This window comes from Collinsella sp. zg1085 (genome assembly GCF_018889955.1).
Lineage (GTDB): Bacteria > Actinomycetota > Coriobacteriia > Coriobacteriales > Coriobacteriaceae > Collinsella.
Genome location: NZ_CP076545.1, coordinates 1,262,996 through 1,278,070 on the forward strand (window position 1 = coordinate 1,262,996; position 15,075 = coordinate 1,278,070).

Below are 15,075 nucleotides of genomic sequence, written 5' to 3' on the forward strand. Positions count from 1 at the left end.
TATATGCGCCCAGCCACAAAACGACGCTTTCTAAGCTTATGTATGGTCTTTGTTATAACTTTGGCACTGACTCTAGCCACATCCCTTTTGTGGCCGTATATGAGCACGCAAGCGTCCTACAGCGGCCTTTCTCAAGTATCTTCTAAACCAGGTCGCGATTGGGATAGCCTAGAGCAACAAAATAGCGATATTGCCGCTTGGCTTACGGTATCAGGCACCTCAATTGACTATCCGGTAGTTGCCCAGCGCGATAGTGATGCGGATGGCTTTTATTTGCATCACGATTTTTGGCGCAATCCATCCCCTTTAGGCTGTCCATATGTAGCGCGGGGTATGAGAGCAGATGATAGAGCCTTGATGGTCTATGGTCACCATATCGGATATACCGATTATGTCTTTTCAGCTCTTGCAGATGCCTATCAGCAAGAGCGCTTCGACAAACTAAAAAGCGCTCTATTAGAAACACGAGAAGGTATGGCGAGCTTTTATCCGGTGATGGCCATGAGGGTTGATATGTATTATGAGCCGGTACAAACACTGAGGGCAGAGCCTACCTTACAACCAGTACTGAATGCTCTTAAAAAAGATGCTGATGCTCTCGCGCCTCATGCAGACGATTTAATCAATCGTGCTGAGCGCATACTTATACTCGTTACCTGCTCAAATATTCGAGCTGGAATGAGTGATAGAACTCTTATCGTATTTGTATCAGGGCTTCATATGGAGTCATAGGCTCTAGGTATGCTTTAACTCTTGGATTAAAAAGCTTGAGTGTATATACACTCAAGCTTTGTTGTATTCGGCGTATGCATCTAAAGGGCTTGGTCTATTCAAGCCCTAGCTCCTGTTGTATTGCATCAACCTCACGCTGCAAACGGTGTTTTTTGAGGGCGCGCCGTATTGTTTTATATGCCCACGCAATACCTTTACCGAGGAAATAGAACGCCCAGATTACCGTGTTAAAGGCGATACGGATGGCCTTGAACAAACACCAATACAAGCCTATAAACAATACAGTAAAAAGAGCGAACATGATGTGCCTCCTCGGGTCTTATGCATACGTGAGCAGTATTAGCGCCTAGCTCCACAACCGGTGCAGACTTCGTAATCTTTTACTTGACGAGTTGCATACACAGGCTTTGTCTCAAAGTGACCTTCATCAATCTTTTCGGTATAGCCGGTTTGCGTGTAGCCGCCATGACCTGTACGTGCTTCCCAGTCAATGGTTGCGTCTTGGTGTGCATTAACAGCAGCAACACTATCAAAAATGGCACCGCAGGTATTACAACGATACTGAATATGGTCAACGTAGCGGATATTTGCTACCCATACCTCATCAGTACCGGATTGATAGGTCTCTTCCTTATACACCGTCTTCCATGTATGGCTATGCTGCGGCTTAGCTCCACCTTCTTGCTTGCCAGGCTTAGTACCAGGATTTGGCTCAGGGGTAGAGGCTTGAGAGCTGGTGCTGGTTGTGGGCGGCTCAGACTTTACTTGTGGCTTGTCTTTTGCAGCCTCTGAGCCTTTGCTTACTGCTTGTGTTCCCGCATCAGACTTTTTTGCCGTTTTGTTGAGGCTCTTAGTTAGCTCTGCGCGCTTATTCTCAGGTACCTTTTCAAGAGCTGTAGCTACTGACTCTTCGCTCGTGAGGTCTACCTTTTCAAGTGAGAGAGTGAGCGAATATACCCCGCCCTTGAGCGTGAACTTCACCGGTTCTGGAAGCATCCAGGTGGTTTTCTTATCCTGAGAAAGTGGCATATCACCTTTTACCGTGATAGTGTACTCACCTTCTGTAAGCTCTGTCCCTACCAACTTGTTTGGAGTGACTTTCAGCTCAGCTACTTCTTTCTCTTGGCTTGAAATGCCAAAGAGAAACACTGGGTCGCCCACGCCCCAGCCCTCAGCTCGAACCAGTATGCCGACAGTTTGGGTGGCACTTGCTTTTGAGCTTGCCGATGGCTTTGTGGAGCTCCCAGCACTACCTGCGTCTATGTTCTTTTTCTTTGGTGTGCAACCAGCTAAACCAAGTCCTGCTACTGCTACCAAAAAGCACGCATTGCGCCTTGTGAGCGTGTAGGTATTGTTGGTGTGTGCGCAGGTGTTCTGATTCTTTTTCATGGGACAAACCTTTCTAATTTTTCCCCACCTCTGCTGGTTTGAGCAAATATAACACTTCGTCTGGACATAAGCTCGAATGTGGGTCTTTATCAAAGTTTGACTACCAGTCAGGATGTCACTGCTCCAAAACAGCTATTTAACGACTATGATGGCTTTGTTGGTTTGACTACCAGTCAGGATGTCACTGCTCCAAAACCCATACGCTGGCTCTGTCTCTTACCTGCAGTTTGACTACCAGTCAGGATGTCACTGCTCCAAAACATATTGAGCTTGAGCAAGGCAATACGGTCAGTTTGACTACCAGTCAGGATGTCACTGCTCCAAAACCCAATCTCACGAGCTGGTAAGTCTTTAACAGTTTGACTACCAGTCAGGATGTCACTGCTCCAAAACAAAGAGATAGTTCGTTCAGCAGAGAAAACAGTTTGACTACCAGTCAGGATGTCACTGCTCCAAAACTTGTTTTGTTGTGCGTGATGGCTCCTACCGGTTTGACTACCAGTCAGGATGTCACTGCTCCAAAACTAGAGGATTATATTTCCCGTAGAAAAAGAGTTTGACTACCAGTCAGGATGTCACTGCTCCAAAACCTCAGATGCGAAAAGCCGGACTTGTTGGGGGTTTGACTACCAGTCAGGATGTCACTGCTCCAAAACCGGGTGATTAGAGACTGGTCAGCCTCGGTAGTTTGACTACCAGTCAGGATGTCACTGCTCCAAAACTACGTCCGGCACACATTGTTGCAAGCAATAGTTTGACTACCAGTCAGGATGTCACTGCTCCAAAACCCTACTTGCCCGTATGTCCACGTTTGAGCGTTTGACTACCAGTCAGGATGTCACTGCTCCAAAACCGTACCCACGACTAAATCTCCCTCCCAATGGTTTGACTACCAGTCAGGATGTCACTGCTCCAAAACCTTGCCAACTGGTCATCTATATTTCGATGGTTTGACTACCAGTCAGGATGTCACTGCTCCAAAACCTCAGATGCGAAAAGCCGGACTTGTTGGGGGTTTGACTACCAGTCAGGATGTCACTGCTCCAAAACTGAATGGTGGTGACAATAGATAACTGAGCAGTTTGACTACCAGTCAGGATGTCACTGCTCCAAAACCGGGTGATTAGAGACTGGTCAGCCTCGGTAGTTTGACTACCAGTCAGGATGTCACTGCTCCAAAACGAATACGAAATGCTTGATTTATCCCTTGATGTTTGACTACCAGTCAGGATGTCACTGCTCCAAAACGCAGAAGGTCAACGCGCTGCTGATGAACAAGTTTGACTACCAGTCAGGATGTCACTGCTCCAAAACTCAAGCGCCATAATGCCTACCGCTCCCGTAGTTTGACTACCAGTCAGGATGTCACTGCTCCAAAACAAATATAACTGGAGTGGCTACTGGGGTCAGTTTGACTACCAGTCAGGATGTCACTGCTCCAAAACATTCATTGAGGGAGCAGCCCCACCCGCGCGGGTTTGACTACCAGTCAGGATGTCACTGCTCCAAAACGCACAACTCGCGGCGGCACTTCCAACCATTGTTTGACTACCAGTCAGGATGTCACTGCTCCAAAACTCAGGGGCAAGGGGTACGCATTCTTGTGTGGTTTGACTACCAGTCAGGATGTCACTGCTCCAAAACTAACACATAAATGTGTAAGGGGGTGAGAGGTTTGACTACCAGTCAGGATGTCACTGCTCCAAAACAAGACAACGTGAGCTTAGAGGAGTTGCGCGGTTTGACTACCAGTCAGGATGTCACTGCTCCAAAACCACATGCGAGCGAAGCTGAGACGAACGTAGTTTGACTACCAGTCAGGATGTCACTGCTCCAAAACTCGTGCTGAGATTGTTGCAGGTCTTAAAACGTTTGACTACCAGTCAGGATGTCACTGCTCCAAAACTGCAAGCTCAGCAAAGTCAACACTGAACAGAGTTTGACTACCAGTCAGGATGTCACTGCTCCAAAACTTATTTTGGAAGTGCAAGCGATGAATTTGCGTTTGACTACCAGTCAGGATGTCACTGCTCCAAAACTTCATCTGAGGGAGCAGCCCCACCCGCGCGGTTTGACTACCAGTCAGGATGTCACTGCTCCAAAACTGCAAGCGCTGAGAATTGCGGGCGGTACGTGTTTGACTACCAGTCAGGATGTCACTGCTCCAAAACTTTTCACGGACTCGATATTGAGGATATATTGTTTGACTACCAGTCAGGATGTCACTGCTCCAAAACTCTAATGGCTGCAATTACTAAAGCAATTAGTTTGACTACCAGTCAGGATGTCACTGCTCCAAAACGCGGAATCGTAGCACACGCGGCAACTTTTCGTTTGACTACCAGTCAGGATGTCACTGCTCCAAAACGCGGAATCGTAGCACACGCGGCAACTTTTCGTTTGACTACCAGTCAGGATGTCACTGCTCCAAAACCAACAGAAAGCAAAAGCAATGAAAACGAAGTTTGACTACCAGTCAGGATGTCACTGCTCCAAAACCGTCATCGAGTGAGAAGTTTTAAGCGCGCAGTTTGACTACCAGTCAGGATGTCACTGCTCCAAAACCGTGTTTCTGTTGCCTCATGCACCCAAACAGTTTGACTACCAGTCAGGATGTCACTGCTCCAAAACGAGATACTTTTTTGTGCTCATGAGCGTTGGGTTTGACTACCAGTCAGGATGTCACTGCTCCAAAACGTGCCTTTAATGAGCACACAAGCCTTGAAGTTTGACTACCAGTCAGGATGTCACTGCTCCAAAACCGTCCTTGAAACGCACGACTGAACAAATCAGTTTGACTACCAGTCAGGATGTCACTGCTCCAAAACCATTGAAGCAAATTCTCCTACTGCAAGGAGACGAACATCCTGACCATACAGAGCATTATTCTTCTAATAATTGCAGGTTAACATGAGTTTTAACCTCGGGTGCAAATTTTCTTTCGTCATGCTCACGTTCCAGCAAGAGAACATAAAACTGGTGAAAAAAGATGCGCTCATAGACACTTTTGAGTTCATCAGCACTCAAAAAATTCTTAAGACCAATAAACACAAGCACCCCGTTAAACCTCATATCATGTGCAAAATCAAGAAACGATATCAAACTGTCAAGGTACGAATTTTCCGTCATCTGATCCACGGAATACGAATAAGTTTTAAGAAACTTAATCACGTCCCATTCTAATGCAAAATGATAAGAGCCCGTAAGCTGAAAGCTCCGAATTGCAATTTGTTGTTGAATATCTTTTATAGATTGCTCGATGCTTTGTCTCGTCTCTTCATCTTCAAAAACTAAACCTTCAAATGTAGAAAATATCTGCCCATCAAGACGAGAATCTTTCCAAGGAAGATGCAGTGGGTCACTTACAACACATAATGTGGTCTTACGAGAAAGCTCACGCTCCCCATCCCAGACACCTACATAGTCTGTCTCGCCCATATCACCCCGATTAAGCGAACGACATGCTCTACAAAACAGCTTCCGATTTTCAACCTCAAGCACACGTGGTACACCAGCGACCAAATCAATTGGTGTTTCTATACAGCTAAAAACCAATCTCATAGCACTAAAAGACTCTCATCACTGTCAATCTCAGTATGTTCAATCTGTTTTCCAGCAATGCTCTCCATACAAGCAAACTGCTTCTCAGTTACCCGCAAGACTTGAATCAAACCCTCTTCAGGCTTATGTTTCTTCACGCGGGCAACGATTCCTGCAACGGAAGCCTCATTAATAGCAAGCTTCGCATATACCGACTTTTGAACCATAAGAAAGCCATCTTTAATTAAAAAGTTTCGGAACTGTGCGTAGCGCTTTCGTTGTATTGGTGTCTTGATGGGTAAATCAAAGAATAGCAACAACCTCATGTAACGATTCCTATAGCTAAGCTCCATTAGACCGAAAAACCCTCTATTTCATCAACTGAGATTCGTTTTGCAAGAGCGTTAATACAATCCTGAACAAATAGACCAACCACCGAGGAAAGTCTATATGACCCTCCTCGGTAGCTTATAAGCTTATTTGGTATATCTGTCAGCAAGCGCTTTGTATCGCTGTCGAAAGAATCAGCAACCCAATCATCAACAATACGATCAACAATCGGACGAAACGGCTCCATTAAATCGCATGCAAAATTAAACTCGTTGTACTCACTTCGGTGACAGATGCCCTTCTGTGTTAGATACCCACGTGCAACAATTTCTCGATTTAACATTGATAGCAAAATTGCATAACCGTAGTTGAGTGCAAAATTAGTTGGACATGCAATATCTCGATTAAAATCTGAGCCAAACAATGCAGCAAAGTAAACGCGAGCGGCATGCGCTTCACGATTTGTTGAATCACCAGAACGAACCTCATCTACCGTTTTTAATAGAAGATGAGCCTCCTCAGCTCCCCTATCAAGCAACAAGTTTCCCTGTTGCTTGATTTTCTCCCTTATAACACGTTGCCAGACGCGTTTTTTAATAGGTTCTCCCCAATTCAATTGCTCAGTTATCCGCTTACTCGTATTGTGGGCTCCATAGATGGGAAGATATTGACCAACAGGATTATGTCGTTCATTAGTAATGACGAGTGAAATCTTTTGTTTGGCGAGCTCAGACAGAAGGTAAGCACCGATGTTAGCCTGCATCGTATGCAAAACAATGCTTGAAATCTCGGAGAGATGAATCTTTGCAGTTTCATCCTCTTTATGAACCACCATATATCCGCTCTTATAGCTCAGCCGACAAGGACTTTCTATAAGAATAGTCCTAAAGCTCGTCAATGTAGGTCTTCCTTTCATACATACCAGTAACCGATTGATCGATAAATGCAAAGTTATGTGGAGTATTCATTTCTTTTGAGAACGCCACTGTTAGCTCTCCACAATTAGCAGCGCCTTTAATTAATGTTAAATCAACTGCCTTTTTCCTTGCGTTTATGAGTGATAATAATGCTTTAATGACGTCTTTTTTATCTTTGTAGCTTAAACTATAGAATAAATCTGAACGCTCTTGCAGTTTAATAGCTTTTTGCAGTCTTTTATTATTGCGTATAATTAACTTACATAAAGTTGCATACACTCTATCAAACTCTTTCTCAGTTGGCTTACTCTTGGCTTTTTCGTCAAGCATCCTCTGCACCACATCAACGTCATTTTGATTAAACGCTGGCGGTATAGCACATCTAGCCTCGTCTTCTCCTGTCACTAAAAAGGCTTCACCGTTTATTTCACAAAGTTGCTTCTTATATATTTTTTCCCGCAATACTCTGATAAACATATACGGTGCCCCCTTATCAGATAGGCTTTCGCAATCTCTCGCTGCTATATCTTCAATTGTAAGATGCTGTGCCTGTGCATCACGTGCAGTTACTCCAGCATAAATAATCTTTTTTACACCTTTTTTATCCAACGCCTCATAACAATAAAAATAGGCATACTGTTCCCCACTGTATCCACCATAGTAATTCGTGCTGAGATCATTCTTTAGACTAAGCGACAATTTCTTCTTTGGACCCCGAGGAGAATAGATTGTCTCATCCCAAAAAGCCCCATGATCAATCATGGGCATTCGCGTCAGAAATACCTGCTTATAGTTTAAATACCGACGGATTCGCTCACACTCAAACTCAGATTGCCAAACCTCACCAGTTGTAGCATTAATCTCTATATGCTTATCGTTGACAAATCTATCGATGAAATAACTGTTTGAACCAGGCTTATTACCTTTGCGATTCTCGTCCTCCAGCCACTTTTCTATTCTTGACTTCAATTTCTTTGCATATGCCACGCTATTGTCAAATGCTTCCCCATGAAAAGTAACAAGGAACCTTCCCAACTCCGCGGCAATTAAAGCATCGTGAGCATGATGGAAATCGTTGATGTCCCGACACTTATAGTAATGTTTCGCTTTCTTTAGGTCACTTGACAGGCTCGCACGAATAGGAATCACACGTGTATTCTGATAACTTGCTGAAATCATCATTTGCAACAGCTTAACGCTCTGACTTGTTTCAACCAATTGACGAGCAATAAAACCTTTTACCTTTGCAGCACTTAATGAATCCCGCATTAAATTATCAAACTTTTTCTTACTTATAGCGCCAGCATTATAAAGCGCTTTCCAGTAATCCTTCATTCGGTTCCGCACACCCCGTGAAACAAGCAAGTGATTGCTCTTGTTTTGGTTTTCGCTCGACAAGACTAAAACCTTATTATCCAAGCTATTGTCCTTGATATACGCCTGCGGAATAATGTGATCAATTTGATAATCAGACAGGCGATAGATGTCAAGCGGTTTGCCTGAATACATGCACTTGCCGCCCTGCAAGAAATACAGCATCAGTCGCTCATCATCAAATGCTTTTTTATCTTTCTCATACAGCTTAAATTCTTTTTCCACGTCGGCAAACTCTTTACCAAGCTTAGCAACTGCAGCCTTTACCTCATCGTAACGGCTACTTGTTCGTTTTCCCTTTTTCTTTTCATCTTCACTACGCGTAACTTCAACAAAAACATGATTAGGTGCATGCCCCACCATACCCACAATCTCATCCATAATACGCATTGCCTGATTGACGGATCGACGAATTGCGGGAGAGCCAGGCAGGTCTTCAATCTTGACAGTAGATCCTATAGATAGATACTCACGGTTTGCCTCTTCAATTATCTGCTCAAAGCCAAAATGTTCATTATGCAAAACTTCCATCATGACCATTGGGCGCGAAGACCCTGCCGCATTTGGATCGCCCTCACGCAAGATATCAATAATCGACATCGGACCATTATCTGTTTTGGTTTTAATACCTGCTAAAAACTCATACGATAAACGACCCCAGCCGCTAAAACGCCTTTTACAGATTGTTTTTATCTGCTCGGCATTCAGATAATCGCCATACTTTCGTTCAAGTTCCTCTTTGAGAATCTTACGATCCTCAAAAAGCGTACTCCACAAGATAATCTCTTCAACCATCTCATACAGATTTTCATCGAGCTCTTTAGCTTTAAAAACATCCTTGCAAAAGAAGCGATATGAATTCAAGCTACTCTCAAACTTTGTATCACCTTGCCCACCCCTAACCTGCACGCCATGGTTTACACGGTTATTGCTCTTGAGCCAATCTTCAACCATTGCATAGGTAACCGTACGCTTTTGCTTGAAGAGCTCCTTAATAATGTCCTGTCGATCACTATATGACTCAAATCGATGAGCCTTATCTCCATCCTCACTAAAGGTTGCACCATTTAACTCATTGAGCACGCAATACTCTTCATAGAGTAACGATGACTTTGGCAAAACCGGCTGTCCAACAAGATACGTACAATCATTGGTCATACGTCGGATAAAATCCTGTGCAGCTTTGTTTTTATCAACAACCTCATCCCAGTTCCATGGCGTAATAGGAACTTGTTCCTTACCCTCACGGCGCTCCGACCACGCAAACCGTGACTCATGAGCATCACGTGTGGCCTTACCCTTTATAGGCAGCGGTCCAACATAGTAAGGAATCCTAAAAGTAACAAGCGACTCAAGTTTTGTCATCTCGTTTAAAAGGAAAGGATAATGTTTGCCTTGATTAGCAAGAATTGCTCGAAACTCTTCTAGGTGCAGCTGATAAGGAATACTTCCGTTATCACTTGTTTTCTGACGACGAAGGAACGTACGCTCCTCAAACTCATCCACCATCGCACGATAGCGTTCATCTGTTATAGCGTCACTGCTTTTAAGAAGTTTTATAACATCGTTCTTAAAGTCATCGTAGGCAGACTTGCGCACTTCGTTATATTTAGTATAACCCTCTGCCTTACCACGATCATACAAGGTAGTTCCAGGATACGTGGCTCCCCGGAAAAATGCAGTATATTTTTCTGGACAATACTGTTTAACAAGGCTTTTTAATATCTGTAAATCACGATGATATTTCTCAAACTCGCGCACGCGACAGAAAGAAATCGTCTTTCCATCCATCCCCTTCAGTATGGGATTATCTATTAACCCATCACTCATGCGCAAAATACCCTTGAGAATACGAGCACTAAATACCGCATATACCGCATTAAATAATGGCTGCACGTCTTCAGGAATAAGCGGCAACAACTCATCAATCTTTTCATCATCACGCAGCGTAATTTTTTCATGCTCAAGGTCAGGGAGTAGCAAAACTGCAGAAAAATCCGCCTTATAGCCGACAATCGCCTTGGCTAGGTATTCTTCACAACTTTTCATTGGCGCATCTTTAACGCGTACATTCGTTTTAAGTGCTTCCACAAGAGACTTACTACTCATACTGGTATCAGACAAAGCTTGAACATACGCTTGTACATCAAGTTCAACATCAGCACCCATATATTCAGCACACTGCTGAAGCTCGTGTACAAGCGTTTGGACGGCACCATCAAGATCAACATACTCAGCACTAAGGCGATGATTATCTTGCTGAATAAAATTACCTCGATGTTTTACGATATTATGAAGGGCAAGATAGATGAAACGCAGGTCAGCCTTTTCAGATGTTGTCATAAGCCAAGCACGTAAATGTGACATACTTGGAAAACGCTCGTAGTATGTCTGCTCAGTAAAATCAGTCCCGTTAAACAGTGGCGAATGAAAACCACGTTCTTTAGGAAGCAAACGAGATTGGTTAAGCCGATTAAAAAACTCAGGGTCGAGGCGCTCCATTTCAGCTCTAAAAAATGACTGAAGCAAGTCAAGCCGCCAGCGACGACGAACATAACGGCGGCGCTGACTACGTTTGAGACGTGTATCTTCTGCAGTGGAAGCAGGTGAGAAAGTTCGTGCTCCCCAAACAGGACGTCCTTTCCAATAAGGCAGCTCTCCGTCTTCGGTTATCACAGCCCAACCAACCGAACCTGTTCCAAGGTCAAAACCAATAGAGTAGCTCCCGAGTTCTTTCAACTTCATAGTTGCACCCTTTCAAAAACGTGCTATGATGACGTCGTCTTGATACCAGTCGAGATGTTACTGCGAGTCAAAATACGGGGAATGACCCATACTAGCCTCCGGGCGCCATGTAGATGGCATTTTGACTTCCAAAAGGACTCCACTTGGAGTCCTTTTTGCTTTCAGCTCAAATGTCCGGCGCTCACCTCACAACAACACTTCAACCGAATAACCCATATAACATACCTGAATGGTCGCCGCTCCAAAGGACTTATTAGAGTTTTTTCGGCTAGCGGCACAATCTGGCACTTTAACGGTATCTGTAGTTACAACAATATAGAACTTCATACCAACCACTCGACACCCTGCACTAGTGTATTTCAATCGATGAACCCTACTCTACTCTTAATAATTCCAAGCTTATAGCATGTTTAAGCCTTACTCAAACGATACAATTGACACATCAAATGTATAGACTCGAAACCCTATAACACAAATACAGATACATACATGGTTTTGGTTAGGTCTTCTTAAAAGATGCAGTTAAGAAACTCTCTATGAGTTGATTAAGTTTTAGTTGGTCAGGCGCTTAACATCGTATGAGGAATAATTAAACGACAACCGTATAACCCACTGGCATCTTCTGCGTGTACATGTTTTGGGTCATGAACTATATTCACGCTCAAATTACAGGGTAAATCGGCCTAGTGTACGTTTTTCTGCCAGTAGCCTGAGTATAGGGGGTCTGTACACGCGAAATTTTCAGCATTTCCGCAGGAAAGACGCTTTACTTTAGTAGAGTATACTTGACCCTAGTCAAAAAAATCGTACACTAGACCGATTTGCTGCGCAAACTCCTACATTTTTGATTGAGTAAGGGTATTGCAAGACATAGCAACAGTAAACATAGCGCTGCATTGCAGTACGGTGTAAAATATTGGAGTGTGTTGCATATGAGTACAGCTAATACACTAAACAACTACCATTACCACCTCATAAATAAGTTATACCTGTCACGTTGGCAAAAATGACGAAAAAGTACTCTCTATAACCCAGCGGGTTATTATTTAGTTAACAAAACTATAGCTAGATGAGGTGCGCGTAAATATACAACTGTCGCTTTACGCCAAACTCGTCAGAAATGACAGATTTTTGCGTCAAATTAGTCATTTTTGCCAACGCGCAGGAAGGCAGTGAATTAGCCAAACCTCTTTTGACAGAAATGGGCAATGTGGCAGCGTAGAACCCCCGTGGGTTATTCGTTATTTTCTAAACCTGCAGGTAGATGAAGTGCAGTTTCTCGTGCTCTAGGGGGTTTATTGTCATATTGCCTGTTTTTGTCAGGTTTTACTACCACATTACCCGTTTCTGTCAAAACAGCTCATCCAAGTTGGAGTTGTTTTGCAATCTGTTCACGCAAGAGAGTAACGAAGTTTTTTCCAGGAAAAGTGTTTGCGAACTACTCTTTTCTTGATTTGAGATTTTGGAAAGTACGGTAAGTAGGTAAAAGACCAAGATATTGCATTCGGAGAATTCTGCGAAGCACATTTGGAGAGCACAATCATTCGTTCAGTTGCGATAGGGCTGCAGTGCAAAACGGGTGACATAATGCTACAGCATAAAGGTGGCATAGTCTTTTCACGGGAACTGCGCTTCGCGAAAGTTCCCTTAGAAAAGCTATGCCACCTCATAAACGTACGAATCACTCGCCAAACTTAGACGAAGTAAAGACATGCCACCCTGTACGCTTGCAATACCCTTGTCCAATTTAGACAAACAGAAAAACTATATGCCAAGGAGGCGGAAATCCTACCCGCCTCCTAGCAACATACAGCTACCTATCCTTAGTACATGCCACCCGGCTGCTGACCAGCAGTTGCAGCAGCAATAGCATCCTCAAGCTGAGTATTCTTTGGAACATCAGTTACTGTAGCCTCAGTGATAAGGATAAGGCTTGCAACCGAAGCAGCATTTTGCAGCGTTGTGCGGGTTACCTTAACAGGGTCAAGTACACCCATCTCAATCATGTTGCCCCACTCACCATTTGCAGAGTTAAGACCCTGGCCGCTCGGCAAGTCGCGTACCTTATCAACTACAACAGCACCCTCATAACCAGCGTTCTTAGCAATGGTTGCAACCGGTGCACACAGTGCCTTCTTCACGATGTCGATACCAATCTGCTCCTCAGGATCGACAATCTCAATATTGTTGAGTGCATCCTCAGCATCCATAAAGGCAACGCCACCGCCGGCAACAATACCCTCTTCAACAGCAGCGCGAGTTGCCTGGAGAGCGTCCTCAACGCGGTGCTTAATCTCCTTGAGCTCAGTCTCGGTTGCAGCACCAACCTTGATAACGGCAACGCCACCAGAAAGCTTAGCCAGACGCTCCTGCAGCTTCTCGCGGTCAAACTCAGAGTCGGTATGCTCAATCTCAGCCTTGATGGCAGCGACACGCTCAGAAATTGCAGCCTTATCGCCTGCACCGTCAACAATGGTGGTGTTATCTTTGGTTACCGTTACGGACTTGGCAGTACCAAGCATTTCAGCAGTAATGTCAGCAACCTTGATACCAAGCTCGTCAAGCGCAGCCTGACCACCGGTCAGAACAGCAATATCCTCAAGCATGCGCTTGCGGCGATCGCCATAGCCAGGAGCCTTTACAGCGCAAACGTTAAGTGCACCACGAATCTTGTTGAGAACAAGTGTAGGCAGAGCCTCACCATCAATATCCTCAGCAACAATCAAGAGACCCTTGCCAGCACGCGAAACAGCCTCAAGAACCGGCATAATGTCCTGAACGTTGGAAATCTTCTGATCAGTGATGAGGATATAAGGGTCTTTCATTACGGCTTCCATGCGATCGTTATCGGTCACAAAGTAAGCAGAGACATAGCCCTTATCAAACTGCATACCCTCAACGGTATCAATCTGAATATCGAAGGTCTGGCCGTCTTCAACGGTAATAACACCGTCTTTGCCAACCACGTCCATAGCCTCGGCAATCTTGGAGCCTACCTCAGGGTCACCAGCAGAAATAGTACCAACAGAAGCAATCTGCTCCTTGGTCTCAACCGGACGAGCAACCTCTTTCATCGCAGCAACAGCAGCGTTAACTGCCTTGTCGATACCACGGCGAATAGCCAGCGGATTAGCACCAGCAGCAACATTGCGCAGACCATCATTTACGATAGCCTGAGCAAGCAGCGTTGCTGTGGTAGTGCCGTCGCCTACTGTATCGTTAGTCTTGGTAGCAACCTCTTTCACGAGCTGAGCGCCCATGTTCTCGATGTTGTCTTCAAGCTCAATCTCTTTTGCAACCGACACACCGTCATTAGTGATGGTTGGCGCACCGTATGAGCGCTGCAGCGCAACGTAGCGACCCTTGGGACCCATGGTTACGGTTACAGCATCTGCCAACGTATTAACACCCTTAGCGAGCTTAGCGCGAGCATCGGTGTTGAATGTAATATTCTTAGCCATTATGAAAAAACCTCCTAGTTAATCTAGCAAACAGCTGAACTTGTTTACTCAACGACAGCGTAGATATCGTCGGCACGCATAAGGAGATAATCCTCACCGTCAACCTTTACTTCGTTGCCGCCAAACTTGCCATAAATTACAACGTCGCCCACCTTGACATCCACCGGAATACGCTCGCCATTATCGGCGCGCTTGCCAGCACCTACGGCTACAACCGTACCACGCTGCGGCTTTTCTTGTGCATTGCTGGCAATGTAGAGACCAGACGCTGTCTTTTGCTCAGCAGCATCAGGCTTTACCAGAACGCGATCAGAGAGTGGCTTGAGACTCATGCTTGAATCCTCCTCTTATGATGGGCGAGCCTAAACTCGCGCCAACCAAACTGTAAGTACGTCGTGAATAGTACCCACCAATGCGGACTTATACAACAACGCTATAAAAAATCTTATAAATGGGCACTTAGATTTTCTGACCGGCGTTCTATAGCCTGTGAGCGGCACGTGAGCATATAAACTCGTGTTGATATTCCATGAACAAACCTTGGAGGCATAGGCAGTGTGTGCTCTAACGCGTTAATGCTCTAACGT

At 44.7% G+C, this 15,075-nt stretch carries 9 protein-coding genes and 1 CRISPR repeat array; of the genes, 1 reads left to right on the plus strand and 8 read right to left on the minus strand.

All coding sequences use genetic code 11. From position 1 onward, the window contains the following. Window positions 1–99: 99 nt before the first annotated feature. Entirely contained in the window at window positions 100–732 is a 633-nt protein-coding gene (locus KPC83_RS05360; protein WP_216278235.1) for a class B sortase, read from the plus strand. 94 nt (window positions 733–826) lie between these two features. On the opposite strand, the gene KPC83_RS05365 is transcribed toward KPC83_RS05360, so the two are convergent. From KPC83_RS05365 to groES, 8 genes are all read right to left on the minus strand, one after another. Beyond that, complete coding sequence (locus KPC83_RS05365) at window positions 827–1,033, minus strand: hypothetical protein (RefSeq protein WP_216278236.1); 207 nt, start codon at window positions 1,031–1,033, stop codon at window positions 827–829. A gap of 38 nt (window positions 1,034–1,071) precedes the next feature. Further along, complete coding sequence (locus KPC83_RS05370; RefSeq protein ID WP_216278237.1) at window positions 1,072–2,121, minus strand: hypothetical protein; 1,050 nt, start codon at window positions 2,119–2,121, stop codon at window positions 1,072–1,074. 94 nt (window positions 2,122–2,215) lie between these two features. Then, window positions 2,216–4,949: a CRISPR direct-repeat array (repeat unit 36 nt; unit sequence GTTTGACTACCAGTCAGGATGTCACTGCTCCAAAAC). 55 nt (window positions 4,950–5,004) lie between these two features. Next, window positions 5,005–5,682, minus strand: a complete 678-nt coding sequence (gene csn2 / locus KPC83_RS05375; RefSeq protein WP_216278238.1) for a type II-A CRISPR-associated protein Csn2 — start codon at window positions 5,680–5,682, stop codon at window positions 5,005–5,007. Then, on the minus strand, window positions 5,679–5,987 hold the full coding sequence (gene cas2 / locus KPC83_RS05380) for a CRISPR-associated endonuclease Cas2 (RefSeq protein WP_253200882.1): 309 nt from the start codon (window positions 5,985–5,987) through the stop codon (window positions 5,679–5,681). Before cas2 ends, csn2 begins: the two co-directional genes overlap by 4 nt. Window positions 5,988–6,013: 26 nt before the next feature. Next, complete coding sequence (gene cas1 / locus KPC83_RS05385; protein ID WP_216278240.1) at window positions 6,014–6,907, minus strand: type II CRISPR-associated endonuclease Cas1; 894 nt, start codon at window positions 6,905–6,907, stop codon at window positions 6,014–6,016. Beyond that, window positions 6,876–11,027: a type II CRISPR RNA-guided endonuclease Cas9 gene (cas9, locus tag KPC83_RS05390; protein WP_216278241.1), complete on the minus strand. Its 4,152-nt coding sequence runs from the start codon at window positions 11,025–11,027 to the stop codon at window positions 6,876–6,878. The genes cas1 and cas9 overlap by 32 nt, the downstream gene beginning before the upstream one ends. 1,823 nt (window positions 11,028–12,850) lie before the next feature. After that, the gene (gene groL / locus KPC83_RS05395; RefSeq protein ID WP_216278242.1) at window positions 12,851–14,488 is read right to left on the minus strand and encodes a chaperonin GroEL; all 1,638 of its coding nucleotides are present in this window, start codon (window positions 14,486–14,488) and stop codon (window positions 12,851–12,853) included. A gap of 44 nt (window positions 14,489–14,532) precedes the next feature. Next, window positions 14,533–14,820: a co-chaperone GroES gene (groES, locus tag KPC83_RS05400; RefSeq protein ID WP_216278243.1), complete on the minus strand. Its 288-nt coding sequence runs from the start codon at window positions 14,818–14,820 to the stop codon at window positions 14,533–14,535. Window positions 14,821–15,075 lie beyond the last annotated feature (255 nt).

Excerpts from the sequence above, each read along its gene's own strand:
- csn2 (WP_216278238.1), bottom strand. The coding sequence starts at position 5,682 with ATGAGATTGGTTTTTAGCTGTATAGAAACACCAATTGATTTGGTCGCT.
- KPC83_RS05370 (WP_216278237.1), bottom strand. The coding sequence starts at position 2,121 with ATGAAAAAGAATCAGAACACCTGCGCACACACCAACAATACCTACACG.
- groES (WP_216278243.1), bottom strand. The coding sequence starts at position 14,820 with ATGAGTCTCAAGCCACTCTCTGATCGCGTTCTGGTAAAGCCTGATGCT.
- KPC83_RS05365 (WP_216278236.1), bottom strand. The coding sequence starts at position 1,033 with ATGTTCGCTCTTTTTACTGTATTGTTTATAGGCTTGTATTGGTGTTTG.
- cas2 (WP_253200882.1), bottom strand. The coding sequence starts at position 5,987 with ATGAGGTTGTTGCTATTCTTTGATTTACCCATCAAGACACCAATACAA.
- KPC83_RS05360 (WP_216278235.1), top strand. The coding sequence starts at position 100 with ATGAGCACGCAAGCGTCCTACAGCGGCCTTTCTCAAGTATCTTCTAAA.
- cas9 (WP_216278241.1), bottom strand. The coding sequence starts at position 11,027 with ATGAAGTTGAAAGAACTCGGGAGCTACTCTATTGGTTTTGACCTTGGA.
- groL (WP_216278242.1), bottom strand. The coding sequence starts at position 14,488 with ATGGCTAAGAATATTACATTCAACACCGATGCTCGCGCTAAGCTCGCT.
- cas1 (WP_216278240.1), bottom strand. The coding sequence starts at position 6,907 with ATGAAAGGAAGACCTACATTGACGAGCTTTAGGACTATTCTTATAGAA.